The 24,849-nt window shown below is 70.6% G+C and carries 18 protein-coding genes and 2 pseudogenes; 14 read left to right on the top strand and 6 right to left on the bottom strand.

Translation table 11 applies throughout. The features are described 5' to 3' along the window. Nucleotides 1-56: 56 nt before the first annotated feature. From A5714_RS10410 to A5714_RS10400, 3 genes and pseudogenes are all read left to right on the top strand, one after another. Entirely contained in the window at nucleotides 57-485 is a 429-nt protein-coding gene (locus A5714_RS10410; RefSeq protein ID WP_231975863.1) for a hypothetical protein, read from the top strand. A 46-nt stretch (nucleotides 486-531) separates the two neighbouring features. Continuing rightward, nucleotides 532-723, top strand: a pseudogene (locus A5714_RS27590) (hypothetical protein); the annotation flags it as partial. A gap of 498 nt (nucleotides 724-1,221) precedes the next feature. Then, nucleotides 1,222-2,475, top strand: a complete 1,254-nt coding sequence (locus A5714_RS10400; RefSeq protein ID WP_068285037.1) for a mannosyltransferase — start codon at nucleotides 1,222-1,224, stop codon at nucleotides 2,473-2,475. On the opposite strand, the gene A5714_RS10395 is transcribed toward A5714_RS10400, so the two are convergent. Further along, a complete protein-coding gene (locus A5714_RS10395; RefSeq protein WP_068069493.1) occupies nucleotides 2,472-2,756 on the bottom strand; it encodes a 4a-hydroxytetrahydrobiopterin dehydratase in 285 nt (94 codons plus the stop codon). The two genes, A5714_RS10400 and A5714_RS10395, sit on opposite strands and share 4 nt — an antisense overlap. A 170-nt stretch (nucleotides 2,757-2,926) precedes the next feature. Here A5714_RS10395 and A5714_RS10390 point away from each other — a divergent pair, with 170 nt between their 5' ends. The 4 genes from A5714_RS10390 to A5714_RS10375 all read left to right on the top strand — a co-directional run bounded on the left by A5714_RS10390 (nucleotide 2,927) and on the right by A5714_RS10375 (nucleotide 8,414). Then, nucleotides 2,927-3,793: a cyclopropane mycolic acid synthase family methyltransferase gene (locus A5714_RS10390; protein WP_068285035.1), complete on the top strand. Its 867-nt coding sequence runs from the start codon at nucleotides 2,927-2,929 to the stop codon at nucleotides 3,791-3,793. 37 nt (nucleotides 3,794-3,830) lie between these two features. Then, the gene (locus A5714_RS10385; protein WP_068285033.1) at nucleotides 3,831-4,265 is read left to right on the top strand and encodes a (deoxy)nucleoside triphosphate pyrophosphohydrolase; all 435 of its coding nucleotides are present in this window, start codon (nucleotides 3,831-3,833) and stop codon (nucleotides 4,263-4,265) included. Nucleotides 4,266-4,565: 300 nt separating this feature from the next. Continuing rightward, nucleotides 4,566-6,455 carry a translational GTPase TypA gene (gene typA, locus A5714_RS10380; RefSeq protein WP_068285030.1) on the top strand — a complete coding sequence of 630 codons (1,890 nt, stop codon included), beginning with the start codon at nucleotides 4,566-4,568 and terminating at the stop codon, nucleotides 6,453-6,455. A gap of 78 nt (nucleotides 6,456-6,533) precedes the next feature. Beyond that, nucleotides 6,534-8,414 (top strand): ABC transporter family substrate-binding protein, encoded by a 1,881-nt coding sequence (locus A5714_RS10375; protein ID WP_197513633.1) that lies wholly within the window; start codon nucleotides 6,534-6,536, stop codon nucleotides 8,412-8,414. Nucleotides 8,415-8,417: 3 nt separating this feature from the next. On the opposite strand, the gene A5714_RS10370 is transcribed toward A5714_RS10375, so the two are convergent. Further along, nucleotides 8,418-9,011, bottom strand: a complete 594-nt coding sequence (locus A5714_RS10370) for a TetR/AcrR family transcriptional regulator (protein WP_068069503.1) — start codon at nucleotides 9,009-9,011, stop codon at nucleotides 8,418-8,420. An 84-nt stretch (nucleotides 9,012-9,095) separates the two neighbouring features. Here A5714_RS10370 and mshB point away from each other — a divergent pair, with 84 nt between their 5' ends. The 4 genes and pseudogenes from mshB (at nucleotide 9,096) to A5714_RS10350 (ending at nucleotide 14,128) form a co-directional block, all read left to right on the top strand. Then, nucleotides 9,096-9,998 (top strand): N-acetyl-1-D-myo-inositol-2-amino-2-deoxy-alpha-D-glucopyranoside deacetylase, encoded by a 903-nt coding sequence (gene mshB, locus A5714_RS10365; RefSeq protein ID WP_068069504.1) that lies wholly within the window; start codon nucleotides 9,096-9,098, stop codon nucleotides 9,996-9,998. A 92-nt stretch (nucleotides 9,999-10,090) separates the two neighbouring features. Continuing rightward, nucleotides 10,091-10,552, top strand: a complete 462-nt coding sequence (locus A5714_RS10360; protein WP_068285016.1) for a hypothetical protein — start codon at nucleotides 10,091-10,093, stop codon at nucleotides 10,550-10,552. A gap of 105 nt (nucleotides 10,553-10,657) precedes the next feature. Further along, nucleotides 10,658-13,318, top strand: coding sequence for a bifunctional FO biosynthesis protein CofGH (locus A5714_RS10355; protein WP_068285007.1), 2,661 nt, complete (start codon nucleotides 10,658-10,660; stop codon nucleotides 13,316-13,318). A gap of 37 nt (nucleotides 13,319-13,355) precedes the next feature. Continuing rightward, nucleotides 13,356-14,128, top strand: a pseudogene (locus A5714_RS10350) (maleylpyruvate isomerase N-terminal domain-containing protein). Nucleotides 14,129-14,154: 26 nt separating this feature from the next. On the opposite strand, the gene A5714_RS10345 reads toward A5714_RS10350, so the two are convergent. Next, nucleotides 14,155-14,487 carry a hemophore-related protein gene (locus A5714_RS10345; protein ID WP_068069509.1) on the bottom strand — a complete coding sequence of 111 codons (333 nt, stop codon included), beginning with the start codon at nucleotides 14,485-14,487 and terminating at the stop codon, nucleotides 14,155-14,157. Nucleotides 14,488-14,875: 388 nt separating this feature from the next. Between A5714_RS10345 and fdxA the strand changes: the two genes are divergently transcribed. From fdxA to A5714_RS10330, 3 genes are all read left to right on the top strand, one after another. After that, a complete protein-coding gene (gene fdxA, locus A5714_RS10340) occupies nucleotides 14,876-15,202 on the top strand; it encodes a ferredoxin (protein ID WP_068069613.1) in 327 nt (108 codons plus the stop codon). Nucleotides 15,203-15,255: 53 nt separating this feature from the next. Next, entirely contained in the window at nucleotides 15,256-16,341 is a 1,086-nt protein-coding gene (gene dapC, locus A5714_RS10335; protein WP_068285045.1) for a succinyldiaminopimelate transaminase, read from the top strand. 101 nt (nucleotides 16,342-16,442) lie between these two features. Then, nucleotides 16,443-18,827 (top strand): amino acid permease, encoded by a 2,385-nt coding sequence (locus A5714_RS10330; RefSeq protein ID WP_068285043.1) that lies wholly within the window; start codon nucleotides 16,443-16,445, stop codon nucleotides 18,825-18,827. Between the two features lie 16 nt (nucleotides 18,828-18,843). Here A5714_RS10330 and A5714_RS10325 read toward each other — a convergent pair whose 3' ends face one another. Genes A5714_RS10325 through A5714_RS10315 form a run of 3 tightly spaced genes read right to left on the bottom strand, consistent with a single transcriptional unit; the run spans nucleotide 18,844 to nucleotide 24,820 of the window. Then, nucleotides 18,844-20,583 carry an AMP-binding protein gene (locus A5714_RS10325; RefSeq protein ID WP_082959675.1) on the bottom strand — a complete coding sequence of 580 codons (1,740 nt, stop codon included), beginning with the start codon at nucleotides 20,581-20,583 and terminating at the stop codon, nucleotides 18,844-18,846. A 46-nt stretch (nucleotides 20,584-20,629) separates the two neighbouring features. After that, nucleotides 20,630-21,754 carry an acyltransferase PE gene (gene pe / locus A5714_RS10320; RefSeq protein WP_068069511.1) on the bottom strand — a complete coding sequence of 375 codons (1,125 nt, stop codon included), beginning with the start codon at nucleotides 21,752-21,754 and terminating at the stop codon, nucleotides 20,630-20,632. A 57-nt stretch (nucleotides 21,755-21,811) separates the two neighbouring features. Next, complete coding sequence (locus A5714_RS10315) at nucleotides 21,812-24,820, bottom strand: RND family transporter (RefSeq protein WP_068285003.1); 3,009 nt, start codon at nucleotides 24,818-24,820, stop codon at nucleotides 21,812-21,814. Nucleotides 24,821-24,849: the final 29 nt, after the last annotated feature.

The raw sequence follows: 24,849 nt of genomic DNA, 5'->3' as shown, positions 1-24,849 counted from the left end.
TTACGGCTGATACCGATGGGACTTGAGTGACACGTGTGGCATTTATTTGATCGTTATTGAGACGACTGCCGTCGATCCCCGGGCTGACCCAGGCCGCGCCGGCCGCGCCCGCCGCGGCTCCCGCCGCTCCGGGACTGAACAGCCTGCTGCCGGGCCTCGCGCAGCCGGCCCCCGCGAAGGCGCCGACCGCGCCGACCGCACCCGCCTCGTCGGCGATTCCGGGCCTCCCGGCGATCCCGGGCCTGTCGGCGCCGGCGGCCCCCGCCACCCCGCCGGCCCCGCAGTTGCCGCAGGCGCGGGTCGACATGCCGGCGATGCCTTCGGGCCTGCCGGTGAACGTGCCGCCGCAGCTGAACCTGCCTCAGGACCTGACGGCCCTGACCAGCCAGCTGCCCGGCGCAGCGGCAGCACCGGTGGCCGCCGCGGCACCCGCGGCGGCCAGCCCGGCGGGACCGGCGGCGCCGTTCCTGGCCGCCCTGCCCTGATCAGTTTCGTCACCGACTAATCCACTACCCACGACCGGAGGACACAGTGGCAATCGTTGGAAACCTGTCCAAGGGTTTGGCTGCTGTCGCCATGTCGGTCGCCGCGCTCGGGCTTTGCCCGAGCGCGGCGGCTGACCCGGCGGCGCCGCAGCCGACTCCGCAAACCAACTCGACCGCCGGTCTGCCGGGCCTGCCCGCGCTCTCGCAGCTCAGCCCGATCATCCAGCAGGCGGCCGGCGCGGCCTGGGTCAGCCCGGGGATCGACGGCAGTCCACCGGGCGCCGCGGCCGCCGACGTCGGGGCGGCGGCCGAGGGCACCCCCGGGAAGCTGATGCCCGGAGTGGCCGGCGGGGCCGGCGGCGTGGCGCCCAGTGCGGTGGCAAGGTTCTGCAGGATTTGCGGCGCGTTGGCCGCCGAGCTGATCAGCTGTTGCGGAATGTTCGGCACCGGCGGAGCCGGCACGGGGTCGGCGTGGGCGATCCCGCCCGTCAGCAGTGCTGCGGACGAACCGACGACGACGGCGGCTGCGCGCATGTAGGTCCAGATGGTTGGCATGACTCTCCCTGGTTGTCGATGACAGGTCCCGGCGCCGAAGTTACGGCTGATACCGATGGGACTTGAGTGACACGTGTGGCATTTATTTGATCGTTATTGAGACGAGTGCCGGCGGTGACCAAGCGGGCCGACGGCGTCAGCCACCGGCCGCCCCCGGGCGTAACCAGCCGGAAAAACGGCGCTGAACAGCCGCGATGCCGGCGCGCGAGGCCGGCTCGCTAAAGTCAGGCGGATAGACACCACCTCGGCCGCCGCGGCGGCACCCCGCACCCCGCGGCGGGCCGCGCGGCTGCTCGCCGCCGCGCCGGCGCTGCTCGTCGCCAGCGTCGCCGCCCGGCTGGCCTGGACCTACCTGACGCCGCACGGCGCCAACTTCGTCGACCTGCACGTCTATCTGGGCGGGGCGGCCGCGCTGAACCATCCCGGCACCCTGTACAGCTACGTCTACGCCGACCAGACGCCGGATTTCCCGCTGCCCTTCACCTACCCGCCGTTCGCCGCCGTCGTGTTCTATCCGTTGCAGCTGTTGCCTTTTGGGCTTGTCGCCTTCGGTTGGCAGCTAACGACGATGGCCGCGCTCTACGGCGCGATCCGCCTCAGCCAGCGGATCATGGGGCACGCCGGCGGGCGTCGGCTCGCGATGCTGTGGACGGCGATCGCCATCTGGATCGAGCCGCTGCGCAGCACCTTCGACTACGGCCAGGTGAACGTCTGGCTGATGCTGGCGGTGTTGTGGGCGGTCTACACCAGCAGGTGGTGGCTCTCGGGGCTGTTGGTCGGGGTGGCGGCCGGCATCAAGTTGACCCCCGCGATCGCGGGCCTGTACCTGCTGGGCGCCCGGCGATGGGCCGCGGCGGCCTTCTCGGCGGTCGTTTTCGTTGCCACCGTGGGCATTTCAGCGATCGTCGTCGGCGATCAGACGCGGTACTACTTTTCCGACCTGCTGGGTGACGCGCACCGGGTGGGGCCCATCGCGACGTCGTTCAATCAGTCGTGGCGCGGCGGACTTTCGCGCATCCTGGGCCACGACGTGGGCTTCGGCGCGCCGCTGCTGATCGCGATCGCCGCCACCGCAGCGCTGGCGGCGCTCGCCTGGCGGGCGCTGGACACCTCCGACCGGCTGGGCAGGTTGCTGGTGGTCGAGTTGTTCGGGCTGTTGCTTTCGCCGATCTCGTGGACCCACCACTGGGTGTGGCTGGTGCCGCTGATGGTGTGGGCGCTGCACGGGCCGCCGCGGCGGCGGCCGGGCGCCCGGATCGTGGGGTGGGGCTGGCTGGCCTTGACGGTGGTGGGGGTTCCGTGGTTGCTGAGCTTCGCCCAGCCGACCATCTGGCAGATCAGCCGGCCGTGGTACCTCGCCTGGGCGGGCCTGGTCTACATCGCGGCGGCCGTGGCGACGCTGGGCTGGATCGCGGCCACCGGCCGGCGCGATTAGCCGGCGACGATCCCGTCGATGTCGCGCGCCAGCGCGAGGTCCTTTTCGGTGATGCCGCCCTCGGAGTGTGTCACCAAGGCGAAAGTGACTGTGCGCCAACGGATGTCGATGTCGGGATGATGGTCCACGCTTTCGGCGCGCTCGCCGACGCGGCGCACCGCGTCGATGCCGTCGAGGAAGGCTTTGAATTTGACCGCCCGCCGCAGCGCGCCGTCGCGGCGCTCCCAGCCGTCGAGGTCGGCCAGCGCGGCGTCCACCTGCTCGTCGGTCAACACGGCCATTGCTGGTCACCTCTTTCGCACAGCGCCCCCGGTCAGCTGGCGTCCACGCTACAGCCGCGGCGCACCAGGGTTTCAGGGTGGCGTATTCGGGAAGCCATGGTGAACCAGCTGTCCGGTCCACTCGTTAGTCAGCTGAATGGCCCTTCAACGTGGAAAGGCGACCGGCCGCCATGGCAGAAAACCTGACGCCGCACTTCGAAGAGGTGCAGGCCCATTACGACCTGTCCGACGACTTCTTCCGGCTGTTCCTCGACCCCACGATGACCTACAGCTGCGCCTACTGGGACCGGCTGCGCGACATCTCCCTCGAGGAGGCGCAGATCCGCAAAATCGACCTGTCGTTGGGCAAGCTGGGCTTGCGGGCCGGGATGACGCTGCTGGAGGTCGGCTGCGGCTGGGGCAGCACGCTGCGTCGTGCGCTGGAGAAATACGACGTCAACGTCATCGGGCTCACCCTGTCGGAGCATCAGGCCGCCCACGTCCAGCGCCTCTTCGACTCCCTGGATACCCCGCGCAGCCGGCGTGTCCTGCTCAAGGGCTGGGAGCAATTTGACGAACCCGTCGACCGGATCGTGTCCATCGGCGCGTTCGAGCACTTCGGGTACGACCGCTACGACGACTTCTTCCAGAAGGCCTACAGCGTCCTGCCCGACGACGGCGTGATGCTGCTGCACACCATCACCATGCTGACCCCGGACCAGATGGCCGAGAAGGGCCTGCCGATGACCGAGGAGGTGGCCAGCTTCACCAACTTCATCGGCACCGAGATCTTCCCGGGCGGCCAGCTGCCGCCCATCGAGATGGTCGAGTTCCACGCGTCGAAGATGGGCTTCAACCTCAACCGCCGGCAATCGCTGCAACTGCACTACGCCCGGACGCTGGACCGTTGGGCGGAGGCCCTGCTGGCCCGCCGCGACGAGGCCATCCAGATCCAGTCCGAAGAGGTCTACGACCGGTACATGAAGTACCTGACCGGATGCGCCGACGCGTTCCGGACCGGCTACATCGACGTCAACCAGTTCACCCTGGCCAAGTAGCGCGAGCGGCGTGCCCGGCGGGCTACCGTCACTGGCCATGCCCACGCAGATCGTCGTCGCGGGCGCCGTCATCGGCGACCGCACGCTATTGATCGCCCAACGGGACCGGCCGCCGGCCCTGGCGGGCCGCTGGGAGTTGCCCGGCGGCAAGGTGGCTCCCGGCGAGACCGAGCCCGCCGCGCTGGCCCGCGAACTGTCCGAGGAGCTGGGCCTGGACACCCGCGACGTCGAGGTCGGTCACCGGCTGGGCGAGGACGTCGCGCTGGGCGCCGCGATGACGCTGCGCGCCTACCGTGTGCGGTTGCGCGGCGGCGCGCCCCGCGCGCACGAGCACCGGGCGCTGCGCTGGGTGACGGCGGCCGAACTGCCCGACGTCGATTGGGTGCCCGCCGACCGCGCGTGGCTCGGCGCCCTCACCGACGCGTTGCTGGCCACGCCGTCCCGAGTCGACGAGTTTCCGGGCGGCATCTAGCCGCACTGAGGCCCCGCCGTTCACCCGGCCGCTGCACATCGTCGGCGCGCCGACCGAGTCCCTGTTCCGGCGCCACAGGGTGCACCGCAGCCGCGAGGTGGCCGCGAAGGCGAACGGGTCTGATCGCCGCCGCGCCGCAGAGGCTGGTAGCCGGGCTCGCATCGGGCGTGCGTCGTGGGCTTTCGGCGTGCGCTCAGGGCGGTGAAACACCGCGCTACACCGCCCTGGACGCACACCCGAGCGGCGACCGACCAACCTGCCGGTTCGCTATCCGCCGTCCCCGCTGCCACAATCTCCGACGTGTCATTTCGCAACGTCGCCATCGTCGCCCACGTCGACCACGGAAAAACGACCCTGGTCGATGCCATGCTGCGGCAATCGGGCGCGCTGACGCACCGGGGCGACGACACCCAGGAACGCATCATGGACAGCGGTGACCTGGAGAAGGAAAAAGGCATCACCATCCTGGCCAAGAACACGGCCGTGCACCGGCACAACCCCGACGGCACCGTCACGGTGATCAACGTCATCGACACGCCCGGCCACGCCGACTTCGGCGGCGAGGTGGAGCGCGGCCTGTCGATGGTCGACGGGGTGCTGCTGCTGGTCGACGCGTCCGAGGGCCCGCTGCCGCAGACCCGCTTCGTGCTGCGCAAGGCGCTGGCCGCGCACCTGCCGGTGATCCTCGTGGTCAACAAGACCGACCGGCCCGACGCCCGCATCGCCGAGGTCGTCGAGGCCAGCCATGACCTCCTGCTCGACGTCGCCTCCGATCTCGACGACGAGGCGGCCGCCGCCGCCGAGCACGCGCTGGGCCTGCCGACCCTGTACGCGTCCGGCCGCGCCGGCATCGCCAGCACCGAGCAGCCCGCCGACGGCGAGGTGCCCGCCGGGGACAACCTCGACCCGCTATTCGAGGTGTTGATGGAGCACATCCCGCCGCCGTCGGGGGATCCCGAGGCGCCGCTGCAGGCGCTGGTCACCAACCTCGACGCGTCGGCGTTTTTGGGCCGGCTCGCCCTGATCCGCATCTACAACGGCAAACTGCGCAAGGGCCAGCAGGTCGCGTGGATGCGCGAGGTCGACGGGTTGCCGGTCATCACCAGCGCCAAGATCACCGAGCTGCTGGCGACCGAGGGCGTCGAGCGCAGCGCCACCGACGAGGCGGTCGCCGGCGACATCGTGGCGGTGGCCGGGCTGCCCGAGATCATGATCGGCGACACGCTGGCCGACCCGGACCACGCCCACGCGCTGCCGCGCATCACCGTCGACGAGCCGGCGATCTCGGTGACCATCGGCACCAACACCTCCCCGCTGGCGGGCAAGGTGTCCGGCCACAAGCTGACCGCGCGAATGGTCCGCAACCGGCTCGACCAGGAGCTCGTCGGCAACGTGTCGATCCGGGTGGTCGACATCGGCCGGCCCGACGCCTGGGAGGTGCAGGGCCGCGGCGAGCTCGCCCTGGCCGTGCTGGTGGAACAGATGCGCCGGGAGGGTTTCGAGCTCACCGTGGGCAAGCCGCAGGTCGTGACCCGGACCATCGACGGCAAGCTGCACGAGCCGTTCGAGGCGATCACCATCGACTGCCCCGAGGAATTCGTCGGGGCCATCACGCAGCTGATGGCCGCCCGCAAGGGCCGGATGGAGGAGATGACCAACCACGCGGCGGGCTGGGTCCGGATGGACTTCATCGTGCCCAGCCGCGGGCTGATCGGGTTCCGCACCGACTTCCTCACCCTGACCCGCGGCACGGGCATCGCCAACGCCGTGTTCGACGGCTACCGGCCGTGGGCCGGCGAGATCCGGGCGCGCCACACCGGGTCGCTGGTGTCCGACCGCGCGGGCACCATCACGCCCTTCGCCATGATCCAGCTCGCCGACCGGGGCCAATTCTTCGTCGAGCCGGGCCAGGACACCTACGAGGGCATGGTCGTCGGGATCAACCCGCGCGCCGAGGATCTCGACATCAACGTCACCCGCGAGAAGAAGCTCACCAACATGCGGTCGTCGACCGCGGACGTCATCGAGACGTTGGCCCGGCCTCTCGAGCTGGACCTGGAGCAGGCGATGGAGTTTTGCGCGTCCGACGAATGCGTGGAGGTCACCCCGGAGATCGTGCGGGTGCGCAAGGTCGAGCTGGACGCCACCTCCCGGGCCCGCAGCAGGTCGCGGGCCAAGGCCCGGGGCTAACGCCGCGTGGCCGGACGGGCTGCCGGGCACCTGCTCGATACCCTGAGCAGCGTGCCACGACGCGTCCGCCGCTACCTGATGGCGGCCGGCGCGGCCGTCTCGGTGGCGGGGCTGGCGCTCTCGGCGTGCACGGTCAACCCGCCGCCGGCGCCGCAGAGCACGGACACGCCGCACAATTCGCCCCCGCCGCCGCCGCGGGTCACCCAGATCATCATGGGCATCGACTCGATCGGTGCCGGCTTCAACCCGCACCTGCTGTCCGACCTGTCCCCGGTGAACGCGGCGATCAGCGCGCTGGTGCTGCCGAGCGCCTTCCGCCCGGTGCCCGACCCGAACTCGCCGACCGGTTCGCGCTGGGAGATGGACTCGTCGCTGCTGGTGTCGGCCGAGGTGACCAACCAGAACCCGTTCACCGTCACCTACAAGATCCGGCCCGAGGCGCAGTGGACCGACAACGCCCCCGTTGCCGCCGACGACTTCTGGTACCTGTGGCATCAGATGGTCAGCCAACCCGGCGTCGTCGACCCCGCCGGGTACGACCTGATCACCGGCGTGCAGTCCCTGGAGGGCGCCAAGCAGGCCGTCGTCACCTTCTCCCAGCCCTACCCGGCGTGGAAGGAGCTGTTCAGCAACATCCTGCCGGCGCACATCGTCAAGGACGTGCCCGGCGGTTTCGCGGCGGGCCTGGCCCGCGCCCTGCCGGTGACGGCGGGCCAGTTCCGGGTGGAAAGCATCGACCCGCAGCGCGACGAGATCCTGGTCGCCCGCAACGACCGCTACTGGGGCCCACCGGCCAAGCCGGCGCTGATCCTGTTCCGCCGCGCCGGCGCGCCCGCCGCGCTGGCCGACTCCGTGCGCAACGGTGACACCCAGGTCGCCCAGGTGCACGGCGGCTCGGCGGCCTTCGCGCAGCTGTCGGCCATTCCCGACGTGCGCACCGCCCGGATCGTGACGCCGCGGGTGATGCAGCTGACGCTGCGCGCCAACGAGGCCAAGCTGGCCGATTCGCAGGTGCGCAAGGCGATCCTGGGGCTCCTCGACGTCGACCTGCTCGCCGCCGTCGGCGCGGGCAGCGACAACACGGTCACCCTGGACCAGGCGCAGATCCGCGCGCCGAGCGATCCCGGTTACGAGCCGACCGCGCCGCCCGCGATGACGACGCAGGCCGCGCTGGCCTTGCTGGAGGAATCCGGATACAAGGTGGAGAAGAACCCGTCGGCGTCGCCCGCGCCGACGCCGGGGAGCACCGCACCGCCCGAGGTCATCCGTGGCCGGATCAGCAGGGACGGCCAGCAGCTGTCGCTGGTGATGGGCGTGGCCGCCAACGACCCGACGTCGGTCGCCGTCGCCAACACCGCCGCCGACCAGCTGCGCAACGTCGGCATCGCCGCGACGGTGCTCGCGCTGGATCCCGTGACGCTCTACCGCGACGCCCTGGCCGACAACCGCGTGGACGCGATCGTGGGTTGGCACCAGGCCGGCGGCAACCTGGCGACGCGGCTGGCCTCGCGCTACGGCTGCCCCGCGCTGGAGTCCACCCAGGTGCCGACGACCACCGCCACCGCGCCGCCCAGCGGCTCGACTACGCCGGCCGCGACGACCGGCCCGGGCTCCGCGCGGCCCTCGGGCGCTCCGGCGCCGGCGTCGTCCACTCCGGCCCCGCCGCCCAGCAGGCCGCCGGACCCCAACGCGCTGGTGCAGGCGCCGTCGAACCTCACCGGCATCTGCGACCGCAGCCTGCAGTCGAACATCGACGCGGCCCTCAACGGCACCAAGAACATCAACGACGTGATCACCGCCGTGGAACCGCGGCTGTGGAACATGGCAACGGTGCTGCCGATCCTGCAGGACACCACCATCGTGGCCGCCGGCCCCAGCGTGGAGAACGTCAGCCTCTCGGGGGCGGTGCCGGTCGGCATCGTCGGCGACGCCGGCCAGTGGATCAAGACCGGGCCCTGACGCTCAGCGGCCGCGGGGCGGGATGACCGTGTCGACGATCAGTTCCAGTTGCCGGCGGTAGGGCGGCTCCCCGGTGAGCAGGAAATGATGGTTGATCAGCGCCGGGCCGATGCTCGCCGTGAATTCGTTGACGGTCCCCGGGTCGAGATCGCCGTCGTCGATCGCGGAGCGCAGGACCGATTCGACGAGGCTGAGCCGCGGGCCCACCACCGCGTGGGCGAAGATCTCCCGCATCTCGGGCTCGTGCATCAGCTGCTGGATGACGCGCAGCCCCGGAAAGCAGGTCTTGCCGGCCAAGACGTCGCAGTGCGCGACGAACAGCGTCAACAGGTTCGCGCGGGCCGAGCGGCCCGCGCGCAGCTCGGGCGCGGGCGGCAGCGCGAACACCAGGGCGGCGTGCACCAGCTCGCACTTGGTGTCCCAGCGGCGGTACAGCGCGGCCTTGCCGGTGTGCGCCCGCGCCGCGATGCCCTCCATGGTCAGCCCGCCGTACCCGACCTCCGTCAGCTCCGCCAGGGTCGCCTCGTAGAGGGCGCGTTCGAGGACCTCGCCCCGCCGGCGGCTGCGGCCGCCAGCCGTCCCGGTGCACTGCGGCATCCCTCGATAGTATTCGTGCGCGTTCCTATCTGGCCCGCGCCGTGGGCGCAGCGGCGCTCGCGGCGCCATCGGTAGGGTGCGTCCATGCCCGAGACGCCCCGCCTGCTGTTCGTGCACGCCCATCCCGACGACGAGAGCCTCGGCACCGGCGCCACCATCGCCCACTACGCCGCGCTGGGGGCCCAGGTCCGGGTGGTGACCTGCACGCTCGGCGAGGAGGGCGAGGTGATCGGTGAGCGGTGGGCCCAGCTGGCCGTGGACCGGGCGGATCAGCTGGGCGGCTACCGGATCGGCGAGCTCACCGCGGCGCTGCGCGCGCTGGGCGCCGGGGAGCCGCAGTACCTGGGCGGGGCGGGCCGCTGGCGCGACTCCGGGATGCGCGGGACCCCCGCGCGCCGGCACGTCCGCTTCATCGACGCCGACGAACGCGAGGCCGTCGGCGCGCTCGTCGCGATCATCCGCGAGCAGCGACCCCACGTGGTGGTGACGTACGACCCGGGCGGCGGCTACGGCCATCCCGACCACGTGCACGCCCACACCGTGACGGTGGCCGCCGTCGCGGCGGCGGCCACCGGTGACTTCCCGGGCGCGCCGTGGCAGGTGCCGAAGTTCTACTGGTCGGTCTTCGCGTCCAGCACCTTCCTGCCGGCGGTGGCGGCGCTGACCGAACAGGACCTGCGGCCGGAGTGGACGCTTGCGCCGCCCGAGGAGTTCACGTTCGGCTACGCCGACGCCGACATCCACGCCGTCGTCGAGGCCGGCCCGGCCGCCCGCGAGGCGAAGGCCGCGGCGCTGGCGGCGCACGCCACCCAGGTGGTCGTCGGTCCGACCGGCCGCGCCTGCGCGCTGTCGAACAACGTGGCGCTGCCCATCGTCGCCGAAGAGCACTACGTGCTGGCCGCGGGCACGGCGGGGGAGCGCGACCAGCGCGGCTGGGAGACCGATCTGCTCGCCGGGGTGGACCTGGCCGCCGCGCCGACGCGGTAGGCTGCGAGTCAGGCAGCCACGGAAGGAATTCGCATGGACCCCGACCTGGACCCTAATCAGCAGCACTGGCAGGACCGGCTCGACAGCCTGCAGTGGGTGATCGGCTCGATACTGTCCAACATCGACAGCGTCCCGACCTGACCGAAACCAAGCCGCGCGCCGCGTCGCTGGACGACGCCGGCGCCACAGATCCCGCCATCCGCTTCGTTGTCTTGGCCCTGCTGGCGGTCGACGGAATCCTTTCCGCACTCGCCGGGGCCCTGCTGCTGCCGTCGTACCTCGGGGCGGTCCCATTTCCGATCAGCGGGCTGCTCAGCGGGCTGCTCAACGCGGCCCTCGTGTGGGCCGCGGGACGCTGGACCCGGTCGCCGCGGGTGGCGGCGCTGCCCCTGTGGACGTGGTTGCTGACCGTGGCGGTGATCAGCATGGGCGGCCCCGGTGACGACGTCATCCTGGGCGGCAGCGGCCTGTTCGCCTACGGGGCCCTGCTGCTGATCGTGCTCGGGGTGGCGCCGCCGGTCTGGGTGCTGTGGCGGCGCAACCAACTCGGCTGACGTGCGGCAACGGTGGGCCCCGCCGTCACCCGATCGGGGTCGCGGGCAGGGCGCTACTGTTGACTGTTGCCCGGCCGGGACCCGGCCCGGGTGCCACGAGTTCACATGTTGGGACGCGCGGATGAAATTCGATCGTGGGGAAGTTACACGAAGGTGCTGCTGACTCCGGGCGAGGAACCTACCGCCCTGCCTGATCCTGCCTTTCCCGCCGCGGTCGCCGCCGGGACGGATGCTGGGGCGGCCGTGAAAGCGACGCCGTCGCGCGCGCGCGTGCTGCGGCGCGCCCGCGACGGCGTCGCGCTCAACGTCGACGAGGCCGCGATCGCGATGACCGCGCGCGGTGCCGACCTGGCGGACCTGTGCGCGAGCGCGGCGCGGGTGCGCGACGCCGGCCTCGAGTCGGCAGGCCGGCGCGCCGCGAGCGGGCTGCTGCCGATCACCTACTCGCGCAAGGTGTTTATCCCCATCACCCACCTGTGCCGCGACAACTGCCACTACTGCACGTTCGTGACGGTGCCGGGCAAACTGCGCGCCCGCGGCGCCGGCATGTACCTGGAGCCCGACGAGATTCTCGAGATCGCCCGCCGCGGCGGCGAATTGGGTTGCAAGGAAGCCCTTTTCACGCTCGGCGACCGGCCGGAGGAGCGTTGGCCGGAGGCGCGGGAGTGGCTTGGCGAACGCGGTTACGATTCCACGCTGGCCTACGTGCGCGCCATGGCGATCCGGGTGCTCGAGGAGACCGGGCTGCTGCCGCACCTGAATCCCGGCGTCATGAGCTGGTCGGAGATGGCGCGGCTCAAGCCGGTGGCGCCGTCGATGGGCATGATGCTCGAGACCACGTCGCGGCGCCTGTTCGAGACCAAAGGCCTTGCGCACTATGGCAGCCCGGACAAGGACCCGGCCGTCCGGCTGCGCGCCCTGACCGACGCGGGCCGGCTCTCGATCCCGTTCACCACCGGTCTGCTGGTCGGCATCGGCGAGACCCTGGCCGAACGCGCCGACACGCTGCATGCGATCCGCAAGTCGCACAAGGAGTTCGGGCACGTGCAGGAAGTGATCGTGCAGAACTTCCGGGCCAAGGAGCACACCGCGATGGCCGCGGTCCCCGACGCGGGGATCGAGGACTACCTGGCGACGGTCGCGGTGGCCCGCCTGGTCCTGGGTCCGGGCATGCGCATCCAGGCGCCGCCGAACCTGGTGTCGCGCGCCGAGTGCCTGGCGCTGATCGGCGCGGGAGTCGATGACTGGGGCGGTGTTTCGCCCCTGACGCCCGATCACGTCAACCCCGAGCGGCCGTGGCCCGCGCTGGAGGAGTTGGCCGCGGTCACCGCTGAGGCCGGTTACGAATTGGTGCAGCGGCTGACCGCGCAGCCCAAGTACGTGCAGGCGGGCGCCGCCTGGATCGATCCGCGGGTGCGGGGCCACGTCACGGCGCTCGCGGATCCGGCGACCGGCCTGGCGCGCGACGTCAACCCGGCGGGGTTGCCGTGGCAGGAGCCCGACGACGTGGGCACCGTGGGCCGCGCGGACCTCAACGCGGCGATCGACACCGAGGGCCGCCACACCGACACCCGCAGCGACGTCGACAGCGCGTTCGGGGACTGGGAGTCGATCCGCGCGCACGTGCACGAACTGGCCGCCCAGGGCGCCACAGCGCCGGAACGCCTGGACACCGACGTCCTGGCTGCGCTGCGGGCCGCCGAACGCGACCCGGCGGGCTGCTCCGACGACGAGTACCTGGCGCTGGCGACCGCCGACGGGCCCGCATTGGAAGCCGTTACCGCGCTTGCCGATTCGTTGCGCCGGGACACCGTCGGGGACGACGTGACCTTCGTGGTCAACCGCAACATCAACTTCACCAACATCTGCTACACCGGGTGCCGGTTCTGCGCGTTCGCGCAGCGCAAGGGCGACGCCGACGCGTACTCGCTGTCCACCGACGAGGTCGCCCAGCGCGCGTGGGAGGCCCACGTCCAGGGCGCCACCGAGGTGTGCATGCAGGGCGGCATCGACCCCGAGCTGCCGGTCACCGGCTACGCCGACCTGGTCCGTGCCGTCAAGGCGCGGGTGCCGTCGATGCACGTGCACGCGTTCTCGCCGATGGAGATCGCCAACGGCGTCACCAAGAGCGGGTTGAGTGTGCGCGAGTGGCTGATCGGCCTGCGCGAGGCCGGGCTGGACACCATCCCCGGCACGGCCGCCGAGATCCTCGACGACGAGGTCCGCTGGGTGCTGACCAAGGGCAAGCTGCCGACCTCCGAGTGGATCGACATCGTGACCACCGCGCACGAGGTCGGCCTGCGCTCGTCGTCGACCATGATGTACGGACACGTCGACTCCCCGCGTCACTGGATCGGCCACCTCAACGTGCTGCGCGGCATCCAGGACCGCACCGGCGGTTTCACCGAGTTCGTCCCGCTGCCGTTCGTGCACCAGAGTTCCCCGCTGTATCTGGCCGGCGCCGCCCGCCCGGGGCCGACCCACCGCGACAACCGGGCGGTGCACGCGCTGGCGCGAATCATGTTGCACGGCCGCATCTCCCAGATCCAGACCAGCTGGGTCAAGCTGGGCGTCGAGCGCAGCCGGGTGATGCTCAACGGCGGCGCCAACGACCTGGGCGGCACGCTGATGGAGGAGACCATCTCGCGGATGGCCGGGTCCGAGCACGGCTCGTCGAAGACCGTCGAGGAGCTGACCGCGATCGCCCAGGGCATCGGGCGCCCCGCGCGGCAGCGCACCACCGACTACACCCCGTTGGCGGCGTAGCGCCGACGCTGTCGGACGCCCCGGGTATACCGGAGGCGTGACCGAGCAGATCGACCACGACCGGTTCCCGGAGTGGCACCCCTTCCTCGACGCGGCGCAGCGGCGCGGTCCCGACGCCGCACCTGGTGCGACGCCTGGACGGTCCGCGACGTCGTCATTCACCAGGCGGGCACGGCCGAGGAACTGGCCCGGGTGCTGGGCGCCCACCTGAACGGCGAGCCCGTCGGCACCCGCGGCTTCGAAGAACGCGAGGCGCCGCTGCGCGCCCTCGGTGACGCCGAACTGTGGGGTGCCCTGGAGGAGCGGATGGCGCGGCTGAACCGGGTCGCGGTGGCGGCCGACGAGGTCCCCGCCGACACCGACGTCGCCTGGACCGGCCGCACGATGAAGGTGCCCTGGTTCGCCGAGCACATGCGCCAGGAACTGGTGCTGCACGGCTGGGACATCACCGGGGACACCGCGGGCCCCACGGCGTTCCACGCGGCGCTGGCCGAACCGTGGATGACGACGCACAGCGTGACGGCGGTCGGGCGGCCGCTGCTGCGCAAGGGTGCGCAGGCCTTGCGGCCCGGGGAGCGGGTCGACGCCCGGCTACGCGTCGCGGGCACCGACGACGTCTCGATCAGCGCCGACGACGACGGGGCAACCCTCGGGTTCGCCGCGCCCATCGGGCCCGCCACGCTGCACACCGACGCGGCCGCGCGGGTGTTACTGCTGTGGGGGTGCAAGCCCGCCGATCCCGGCCGGATACGCAGCAGCGCCGGACCCGACACCCTAGGGCGGGTCCGGCGCCTGCTGGCCGGTTACTGACTGAGGTCGCGCCGGGCGCGAACGGCTCAGTAGTTGTTACAGGTGACGGCGACCTGGTTGATGTCGTCGTAGTACTTCTGCGCCGACGGCATCGCCTGGATCTGCTGAGCCATCTGCTGGCGCTTCGGCGGCGGCGAGGCCAGGAAGTTGCGGATGTAGGACTGCGCGATCGGCGAGTTGTTGAGCTGGGCGGCGGCGGCCGGGTCGGTCGCGTTCAGCGCAGCGATCACCTGCCCGTAGTTGCACGTGGTGTTGATGATCGCGTCGGCCGGGTCCGCGGACGCGATCCCGGACGCGGCGGTCAACGCCACCGCCGCGCTCCCGACGGCGACGGTCAATTTGGTAAACGACAGCCTCATGATGTGGACACCTTCCCCAAGTAATGCACCGCTATAAAGGCGACGACATCTGCCCAGCGGTTGCCGTCTTCCGGTCGAGATTACCAGGCCCCGCGGACGGCTTCGCAACGCAACGGATCCGCAGGGGCTGACCGCGCGGACTATTACCCGCAGGTCAGCGGCCGCATTCGGGTGTTCGCGCTCGGCGAAACGGGGTATCCGCCCGCAGCGCGAGACTGTCGGTCTTGAAACCGGATAGCGTCGGGCGTGGCGAGGTGGTTGACGTGTATGTGCAACGTCTAGTATCAGTAACCGAGAGCTTGGCCGAAGCGCCCCGGCAGCGCCGGTGCCAGCCGACGTGCCTGGTTCATCAGCCCGCCAGACCCGCAAGTACATGGAGGAGACGTCTGTGACGTACACGATCGCCGAACCCTGTGTCGACATCAAGGACAAGGCGTGTATCGAGGAGTGCCCGGTCGACTGCATCTACGAGGGCGCGCGGATGCTGTTCATCCACCCCGATGAATGCGTCGACTGCGGAGCCTGCGAGCCGGTCTGCCCGGTGGAAGCGATCTACTACGAAGACGACGTGCCGGAGCAGTGGAGCCAGTACACCCAGATCAACGCCGACTTCTTCACCGAGCTGGGGTCGCCGGGCGGGGCCGCCAAGGTCGGCCAGACGGACAACGACCCGCAGGCCGTCAAGGACCTGCCGCCGCAGGGCGAAGGCGACTGAGCGGACCGGTGCTGCACGAACGCCAGGCGGCCGCACGGCCCCGCCGCGGGGCGGTGTCCGCGTCGCTGCCGGAGTTCCCGTGGGACACGCTGGCCGGCGCGAAGGCGCGGGCCAACGCCCATCCGGACGGCATCGTCGACCTCTCCGTCGGCACCCCCGTCGACCCGGTGGCGCCGCTGATCCAAGAGGCGCTGGCGGCCGCGGCCGGGGCGTCGGGATACCCGGCCACCGTCGGCACCGCCCGGCTGCGGGAATCGGCGGTCGCCGCGCTGCACCGCCGTTTCGGCATCAGCGGCCTGACCGAGGCCGCCGTGCTGCCGGTGATCGGCAGCAAGGAGTTCATCGCCTGGCTGCCCACGCTGCTGGGCCTGGGCCCGGCCGACATGGTCGCGGTGCCCGAGCTGGCGTACCCCACCTACGACGTCGGCGCGCGACTGGCCGGCGCGCGGATTCTGCGCGCCGACTCGCTGACCCAGCTGGGGCCGCAATCGCCCGCTCTGCTGTACCTGAACTCGCCGAGCAACCCGACCGGTCGGGTGCTGGGCGCCGACCACCTGCGCAAGGTGGTCGGCTGGGCCCGCGACCGCGGCGCCGTGGTCGCCTCCGACGAGTGCTACCTGGGCCTGGGGTGGGACGACCAGCCGCTCTCGGTGCTGCACCCGTCGATCTGCGACGGTGACCACACCGGGCTGCTCGCCATCCACTCGCTGTCCAAGAGCTCGTCGCTGGCGGGTTACCGGGCCGGGTTCGTCGCGGGGGATCCCGGGTTGATCGCCGAGCTGCTGGCGGTGCGCAAGCACGCCGGGATGATGGTGCCGACGCCGGTCCAGGCGGCCATGGTGGCGGCCCTGGACGACGACGCCCACGAGCGGCTGCAGCGGGAGCGCTACGAACGGCGGCGGGCCGCCCTGCTGCCCGCGCTGCGGGCGGCCGGCTTCACCGTCGACCACTCCGAGGCGGGCCTGTACCTGTGGGCGACCCGCGACGAGCCGTGCGCGGACACCGTCGCGTGGCTGGCCGAGCGCGGCATCCTGGTGGCGCCGGGTGACTTCTACGGCCCCGCCGGGGCCCGGCACGTGCGGGTGGCGCTGACCGCCGACGACGAGCGGATCGCAGCCGCGGTGCAGCGACTGGCCTGAGCGGCGCCGACCCGCCGCCCGGCCCGCGTACCGTCCGGGCGCGCGGCGCCGTGCAGAATGCTTGCCGAAGCGTTTCGTTGGCAACCCCGAGGACGGTGGTCGTGACAACTTCGGCCGGCAAGCTGCAGATCCCCTTATCGGTGGGCGACATCGTCAAGCGCGTGTTTCTCGGCAAGCCGCTGATCACCGAGGACATCGCGTCCGAGAAGCTGTCCAACGGCGTTGCGTTGGGCGCGCTTTCACCCGACGCCGTGTCGTCGGTGGCCTACGGCCCCGAGCAGATCCTGATCGAGCTGCTGCCGCACGCCGGGTTGGCCGCGTTCGCGCTGCTGCTGCCCATCACGGGTGTCATCCTGCTCATCCTGGTGCTGGTCGCGGCGTCCTACCGGCAGGTGGTGATGGCCTACACGCGGGCGGGTGGCTCCTACATCGTCGCCCGCGACAACTTCGGGCCCCGGGTGGCCCAGGTCGCCGCCGCGGCGCTGCTGATCGACTACGTGGTCACCGTGGCGGTGCAATCCGCGGCCGGAACGGTCGCGGTGGTGTCCGCGATCCCCGCGCTGGGCCCCTACAGCCTCGAACTCACCGTCGGCGTGGTGCTCGCCATCTGCTACGCGAACCTGCGCGGACTGAAGGAGGCGGGGCTGCCGTTCGCCGTGGCCACCTACTCCTTCGTCGTCATGGTGGGGACCACCATCGTGGTCGGCATCGTCCGCGCGGCCCTGGGCAACCTCCCGACCTACGACGCCGAACACCTGCCCGGCACGGTGCCGGTGCACCAGGGCAACGGCCTGGTGCTCGGCGCCACGGTGCTGGTGCTGTTGCGGGCGTTCGCCAACGGCGGGTCGTCGTTGACCGGGGTCGAGGCCATCTCCAACACGGTCGACTACTTCCGAAAACCGCAGGGCCGCAACGCCCGCCGGGTGCTCACCGCGATGGCCGTCATCCTGGGCCTGCTGCTCGCCGGCGTCGCCTACCTGGCCCACGTCACCCACGCGACGCCGTACCTGACCGAATACCCCTCGGTGCTGTCGCAGATCGGGCGCGCCGTGTTCGGCAACGGCGCCGTGGGCAACGTCTTCTTCGTCCTGGTGCAGGCGGCGACCGCCGCGATCCTGTTCACCGGCGCCAACACCAGCTTCAACGGTTTCCCGGCGCTGGCCAGCTTCGTCGCCGAGGACCGCTTCCTGCCGCGGCAGCTGATGAAACGCGGCCACCGCCTGGTGTTTTCGAACGGGATCCTGACGCTGGCCGCGCTCTCGGTGCTGCTGCTCGTGGTGACCGGCGGTTCGGTCAACGCGCTGGTGCCGTTCTACGCGATCGGCGTCTTCACCGGGTTCGCGATGGCCGGCTACGGCATGACCAAACACCACCTCACCCATCGCGAGCCGGGCTGGCGCCGGCGGCTGGCCATCAACCTCTCCGCGGCCGTCCTGTCCACGGTCGTGGTGGGCATCTTCGCGGTGGCCAAGTTCACCGAGGGTGCCTGGTTGGTGGTGGTCGTCTTCCCGCTGCTGGTGTTCCTGCTGATGCGGCTCAACCGCGAATACCGGGCCGAGGCGGCCATTCTCGAGATGTTCCGCACGGACCGTCCGGAGCTGACCAAATATGCGCGGCACCGGGTGCTGGTGTTCATCGACTCGGTGGACCTCGCGGTGATCGAGGCGTTGCGCTACGGCAGGGGCCTGCGGGCCGACGACCTGCTGGCCGTGCACTTCATGGTGGACCCCGCGCACGCCGCGCACCTGCGCAAGCGCTGGGACCACTTCGGCCTCGATACGCCGCTGCGCATCGTCGACTGCCCCGACCGGCGGATCATCCGGTCCGCGCAGCTGATGGTCGCCAAGGTCCGCGACGAACAGCCGGACACCAACGTGACGGTGCTGCTGCCGCGCCGCACCTTCGCGCGCCTGCTGGGCCGGCTGCTGCACGACCGCACGGCCGACAAGATCTCCCGGGCGGTCAGCCTGATTCCCGACGCCGCGGCGACGATCGTGCCCTACGACGTCGAATCCCGGATCCGGGCCGCCTATCCCGACACCCTGGAGCAGCGCATCGCCCAGGAGATCGACAAGCTCGAGGCGTGGGTGTCCCAGGACGAGGACCGGAAGGTCGACGCCTACGAACACCCCGAGCGGTCACCGTCGACGATCCTGGTGGCCGGCCTCATCTCCGGCCAGCGCGCCATCATCGAGGGACGGGTCAGCGAGGTCGAGGACGTGACCGAGCGGGGCCGCACGCGCCGCCAGGTGGTCGTCGGGGACAGCAGCGGCGAGCTGACCGTGACCTTCCGCCCGGGCCACGGCGGCGCCGATATCCAGCCGGGGCAGGTGTTGCGCATCACCGGCAAGGCCCGCTACGCCGGGCAGCGCGAGGCCCGCGAGTCGGGCCGCGAACTGGGGATGGTCGATCCCACCTACCAGGTGGTCGAGGATCCGACGGACGACCAGGGTTCCGGCGACTCCGGGCAGCCGGCCGAGAGCTGATCGCGGCCCGGCCCGCTCAGGCGTCCAGGCGGGTGAACTGCTCCCGGCGGTATTGCTCGGCGCAGGCGGCGCGCCGGATCTTGCCGCTGGTGGTGGTGGGGATGGACCCGGGCGACACCAGCACCAGGTCCTCGACGTTCAGGCCGTGCGCGTTGGAGATCGCCGACGTCACGTCGGTCCTGACCCGGCTGAGCCAGTGCGCCGCCTCCTCGGAGGACCGGCCCTGCTTCTTCAGCTCGACGACCGTGACCAGCTTCTCGGTGCTGCTCACCGGAACGGAGATCGCGGCGACGCGGCCCCGGGTGATCTCTTGGACCGTCGCCTCGATGTCCTCGGGGTAGTGGTTGCTCCCGCGGATGATCAACAGATCCTTGATGCGCCCGACGATGAACAGCTCGTCGTTCGACAGGAAACCGAGGTCACCGGTTTTCAGCCACGGGCCTGCGGGCGTGCCGACGGACGGTTCGACCAGCGTCGCCCCGAAGCAGGCCTGTTCCTGCGGGGGTTTGCGCCAATACCCCTCGGCGACGTTGTCGCCGTGCAACCAGATCTCGCCCACCACGTCCTGCGGGCACTCGCGGCCGGTGTCGGCGTCGACGATGCGCAGCGTGGGGGATTGCGGGACCCGGTAGTTGACGAGCGCGGTGCTGCTGGCGCCCTTGGCGCGGCGCACCCGACCCGCGGACAGCTCCGCCACGTCGAAGCGGGCGGGGGGCGCTGCTTCGTCCCAGGTACCGGCGGCGGCGAAGACCGTCGCCTCGGCCAGACCGTAGGAGGGGCGCACCATGTGGTCACGAAAGTTGAAGTGCGCGAAGCGATCGACGAACCGCCGCAGGGTCGCGGGCTCGACCCGTTCGGCGCCGCTGATGATGCCGACCACCCCGCCGAGGTCCAGCCCGGCCAGGTCGTCGTCGCTGGTCTTGCGGGCGGCCAGGTCGAACGCGAAGTTCGGCGCCGCCGAAAACGCCTGCGGGTGCTCGGCGAGCGAGCGCACCCAGCGGGCCGGCCTCTCCAGGAACGAGACGGGGCTGCTCAGCACGCCGCGGTAGCCGGCGAGGATCGGCGCGCAGACCCCCAGCACCAGGCCCATGTCGTGGTAGAAGGGCAACCAGGAGACGATCGTGGCGTTCGGCGGCGCCGTGACGCCACAATCGGTGAACAGCCCGCGCATCAGCTGCTCGAAGTTCGCCTGCAGGTTGCGGTGCGAGATCATCACCCCGGCGGGCGTGCGCGTCGAACCGGAGCTGTACTGCAGGTAGGCGATGCTCGGCAGATCGATTGCCGCAACGCTGTTTTGGGCGTCGACGTCCAAGTTCAGCGCATCGATTTCGATGAGCTTCGGGGCGGTGTCCAGGGGCGACTGGTCGACATAGTCACCGACGTCCTGCGCGACCGCCGACGTGGTGAGGACCACGGCCGGCGAGGTGTCGGCGAAGACGGCGCCCACCCGCTCGTGGTTCGAGCCGCGGTGCGGCAGCGGGAGGGGAACGGCGATGAGCCCGGCCTGCATGGACCCGAGAAACGCCAGGACGTAATCGAGGCCTTGCGGGGCCAGAATCACCGTGCGGTCCCCGACCGACGCGTGCAGGCTCAGTTCGTGGGCCAGGCTCAGCGTCCGGCGGGACAGCTGCGACCACGTGACGTTTTCGGGCTCCCCCGCCCAGTCCTTCGCGTAATCGGTGAAGGTGAACGCGATGTCGTTGGGGCGCAGGCGGGCTCGCCCGTGCAGCATGGAGAGGATGGTCGACTGCGGCATAAGGGTCACAACATGTCCAAACTCGTCGGTCGAAGGTGTCGGATCGTCAGTGGCCGGCCTCACCGGCGCCGGGCGCCAACGCGGCCGTGGCGCCGCCGAGCGCCTGCGTCAGCGGGTCGCCGTCGCCGAGCGCGGCGCGGTTGACCGGTGCGATGACCTGGGCCGGGTCGAAGCCGTGCACGGGGTCGACCTGCACCGGGGCGGTGGCGGGGTCGTCGTTGCGGGCGTAACCGGCGTTCACCCGGGGAATCAGGATCGCGTCGAGCTTGTTCAGCGTGCCCTCGTCGATGCCGAGGTACTTCAGCGGCATCACCAGCGGAAGGTGCTTCTCCGGCACCATGATCGTGGTGTCCTTGGCGCCCCGCGAATTGACCGTGGTCCTGATGTTCTGCGGCGGCACCATGCTCGGGTTGGTGAAGGCCACCGCCGTGTGACCGGTGGCGAGACCGAGCAGCGTGTTGGCGAGGGCGAACATGTTGTCCGGGCGATCGGGGAAGTCCGCGATCAGGTCGTAGGCCGCCACGAATCTGTTGGTGTCGTACTGACTTTCGTACTGCGGGGGCATGGTGTAGTCGAGTGCGGGCACGACGCTGCCGACCGGAAACAGCGCGGTCAAAAAGCTTTGGCCGAACGCGTGATGCCCGATCGGGTCGCCGAAGGTGGCGAAGTTGAGCCTGTCCGGCGGGGGAGCGTTCGGGTCGGTCGCCAGCCGCGCCTGCTCACCGTCGACCACGAATCCGCCCTCGGACAGGCCGATCGCCGTGCCGGGCCGGCCGGCGCGGATCGCCGCGTCGAGCGTGGGGATGCCCTGGTCGACCGATTCGCCGATGCTGGGCCCGTCCACCCCCAGCCCCGGGAACTCCTCGTTGAGCTTGCCGATGCCGGGGAAAAGCCGCTCCAGCACGTGCCCCTGAATCTGGCCCGCCGGGTAAGGGACGATGTCCCGCTTCTGGCCGGGAAACCATTGGGCGCCCTCTTGGCGGATGTACTCGTCGTAGGGGATGCCCGCGACGTGGGCGCCGCCGAGCGCGTACGCGGTCTGGTCTCCGGGCGCGCCCGGCGTCGGCGGACCGCCGATGGGCGTGTCGTCGGCCGTCGCAGTGTTCACGCCGAAACACCCTGTGGCAGCGACGGTTGCCAGGGCGGTGACCGTCGAAAGTAATCTCTTCATCTCTGATCCTGCCCGCTCGGATTCGCCTCGTAGTTTCACACAGGTCATGTGCATGCGCTAATTGTGTTGCGGCTCGGCGCGTCGCCTCGACGACCGCGCGCCTACCCGGGACGGCCACCAGTTGGCGCGCCCCGCCAGCGCGGCGATGGCCGGCACCGTGACGGTGCGCACCAGGAAGGTGTCCAGCAAAATTCCCACGCCGATCACGAGTCCGCCCTGGACGACGGTGCCGATGCTGGAGAAGAGCAGGCCGCCCATCGAGGCGGCAAAGATCAAACCCGCCGCGGTGATCACCCCGCCCGTCGACCCCAGGGTGCGAATGATGCCGTAGCGCATGCTGTTCGGAGACTCCTCACGCATGCGCGACACCAGCAGCATGTTGTAGTCGGCCCCCACCGCGACCAGCACCACGAACGCCAGCGGGGGCACACTCCAATGCAGCTGCTGGCCCAGCAGATACTGAAACACCAGTACGCCGATGCCGACCGCGGACAGATACGAAATGACCACGGAGGCAACCAGATACACCGGCGCGACGATGGCACGCAGCAGCGCGATCAACGTCACGAACACGACCAGCAGGGTGACGGCGATGATGAACCGGATGTCGTGTTCGTAGTAGTCTCGGGTGTCTTTCAGGCCGACGGTGTAGCCCGCCATCGACACCGTGGCGTCCGACAGCGCGGTGTTCGGCTGCGCGCTGCGCGCGGCCGCGGTGATCGCGTTGACCTGGTTCATCGCCTCGGTGCTGAACGGGTTGAGCTTCGTCTGAACGAAATACCGCACCGAGTGGCCGTCGGGCGAGATGAACACCTTGGCCGCCCTCTGGAATTCCTCGAGGTGCAGCAGCTGCGGTGGGATGTTGAAGCCGGCCATCGCCGGCTGGGCCGCGTCGCGCTTGAGCGACAACAGGAACGTCGCCGACTCGCTGAGGCCCGCACCGAGCTGCTTGACTTGGTCGACGAGTTGCGCCACCGCGTCGGCCAATTGGCGGCTGCCGCCGGCGAGGCGCCCCGCGCCGTCCTGCACGCTGTTCAGGTTCGCTTGCAACCCACCGGGTTTGTCCATTCCCATCGAGCGCAGCACCGTGGTGAGCTTGGCCAAAGCGCCACGCAGTCGGTCGGTCGACGCCTTCAGGGCCTTCTTGTCCGGGGAATCCTGCAGCTGATGTGCCAAATCGTTGATGGCGTCCAGGTCCGCCTGGTCTCGCGAGGCCAGCAGCTGCTCGAACGTCCCGCGCGTGCTGCTGCACGATGGGTCGGCGTCGCAGACCGGGTTGCCCTGCAGAGCCGTCAGCACCGGGCCGATCCAGGCGAACATGTTCTTGGCGGCGGTGAAGTTCCAGCCCATGGCGTTGCTCAGCGAGTTGACGTGGTCGACGAGCTGGGCCGCCAGGTCGACCTGCCGGACCAGCGCATCGCCGCTGTACTGGCCCTTCGCCGAGGCGAAGGCGCTGTCCACTTCCTGCACGCTGGCGGCGAGCTGGGTGATCTGGCCGCGGACGTCGCCGAGGTTGTTGGCCAGCGTGCCGGCGCCGGCGACCAGCCGGTTGAGGTCGCCCACGTGGTCGTTGATCATGGTGGACCCGCCGGCCAGCAGGGTGCCGATGGCGCCGGCCTGATACGTCGCCCGGAACTGTTCCGGCACGTGGCCGGTGGGACGCGTAATGCCGCTGATCGCAGCGATATTCGGCAGCTGACTGACGCGGTCGGCCAGCTGTTCCAAGTCCGCCAGGGCCTTCGGCGTACGCAGGTCCCGCGGCGACTGGATCAGGATGTATTCGGGAATCGACTGATTCACCGGAAAATGGCGGTCCAGCGCGGCGTACCCGACCGAGCTGGGCGCCGACGAAGGCAGGGCCTTGCGGTCGTCGTAGTTGTAGCGCACCAGGCCCGCGCAACTGGCCAGCACGATCAGCACCAGCACGCTGGCGAGCAGGTGTGCCCGCGGCCGGCGGACGATGCGGATGCCGGAACGGCGCCAGAAGCGGGCGGTCAACTCGCGCCGCGGCCGCACCCAGCCGCGGGGTCCCGCGAGCACCAGGACCGCGGGTAGCAACGTCACCGCGGCCAGGAACGCGACGCCGATGCCGATCGCCGACGACGCCCCGACGGTCTTGAACACACCCATGCGGGCGAAGCTGATGAGCAAAAACGTCACGCCGACGGTGGCGGCGGACGCGCCGATGACTTTCCCGATGGACACCATCGCGCGCTTGACCGCTTCGTCGGGGGCCGCGCCCGACCGCAGGTAGTCGTGATAGCGGCTGATTAAAAACACCGCGTAATCCGTTCCGGCGCCGGCCATGATGGCGCTGAGGAACACGATGGACTGGTTGGAGACGCCCGCACCGGTCAGCTGTGAGTACGCGGCAACCACCGCCTGCGCGATGACCAGCGACACCCCGATCGTCAGCAACGGCAGCAGCATCGTGACCACGCTGCGGTAGATCACCAGCAGCACGAGCAGCACCAGAACCCCGATCGCCAGCTCGATCGGCATCCTATCCTGCGCCCCCGCGACCGTCAGGTCCGCGACGGTCGCCGCGGGTCCGGTGAGGTTGGCGCTCAGATGCGAGCCGGCGGGGGCCTGCTTGAGGGTCCGGTCGACGATGTCGCCGATGGTATGGAACGCGGTGTCAGACCGCGGGGTGCCGATCTCGCCGGCGACGCCGACGGGCAGCACCCACGCCTTATGGTCGGAACTGGTGACGACCGATCGCAATGCCGGCGTGCTGAGGAAGTCCTGCAGCATCACCACGTCCCGGGTGTCCCGGCGCAGGGCGTCCACCAGCTTGGCGTAGGCCGCCTCGTCGGCGGGGCCGAGCCCGTTGTCGTCGGTGAGGACGACCAGCAGCAGGTCCTCGGAACCCGATTCGTGAAAGGCCTCGGTCATCTTCCGGGCGGTGACGCTGGACGGTGCGTCGTGCGGCAGGATCGACAGCGGATGCTGCTGAGCCATCTCACCCAGGGACGGGGACGTCAGCGGCAGCGCGACCGCCACCGCGAGCCACAACCCCACGACCGCCCACGGCCAGCGCACCACGAAATCTGCTACTCGTCGCACATCGCCTCACCTCGATCGCTGCCATTGTG

The organism is Mycobacterium sp. E2462 (assembly GCF_001672685.1).
In the GTDB taxonomy this organism is placed as follows: domain Bacteria; phylum Actinomycetota; class Actinomycetes; order Mycobacteriales; family Mycobacteriaceae; genus Mycobacterium.
This window is presented reverse-complemented; position numbering and strand designations above follow the sequence as displayed.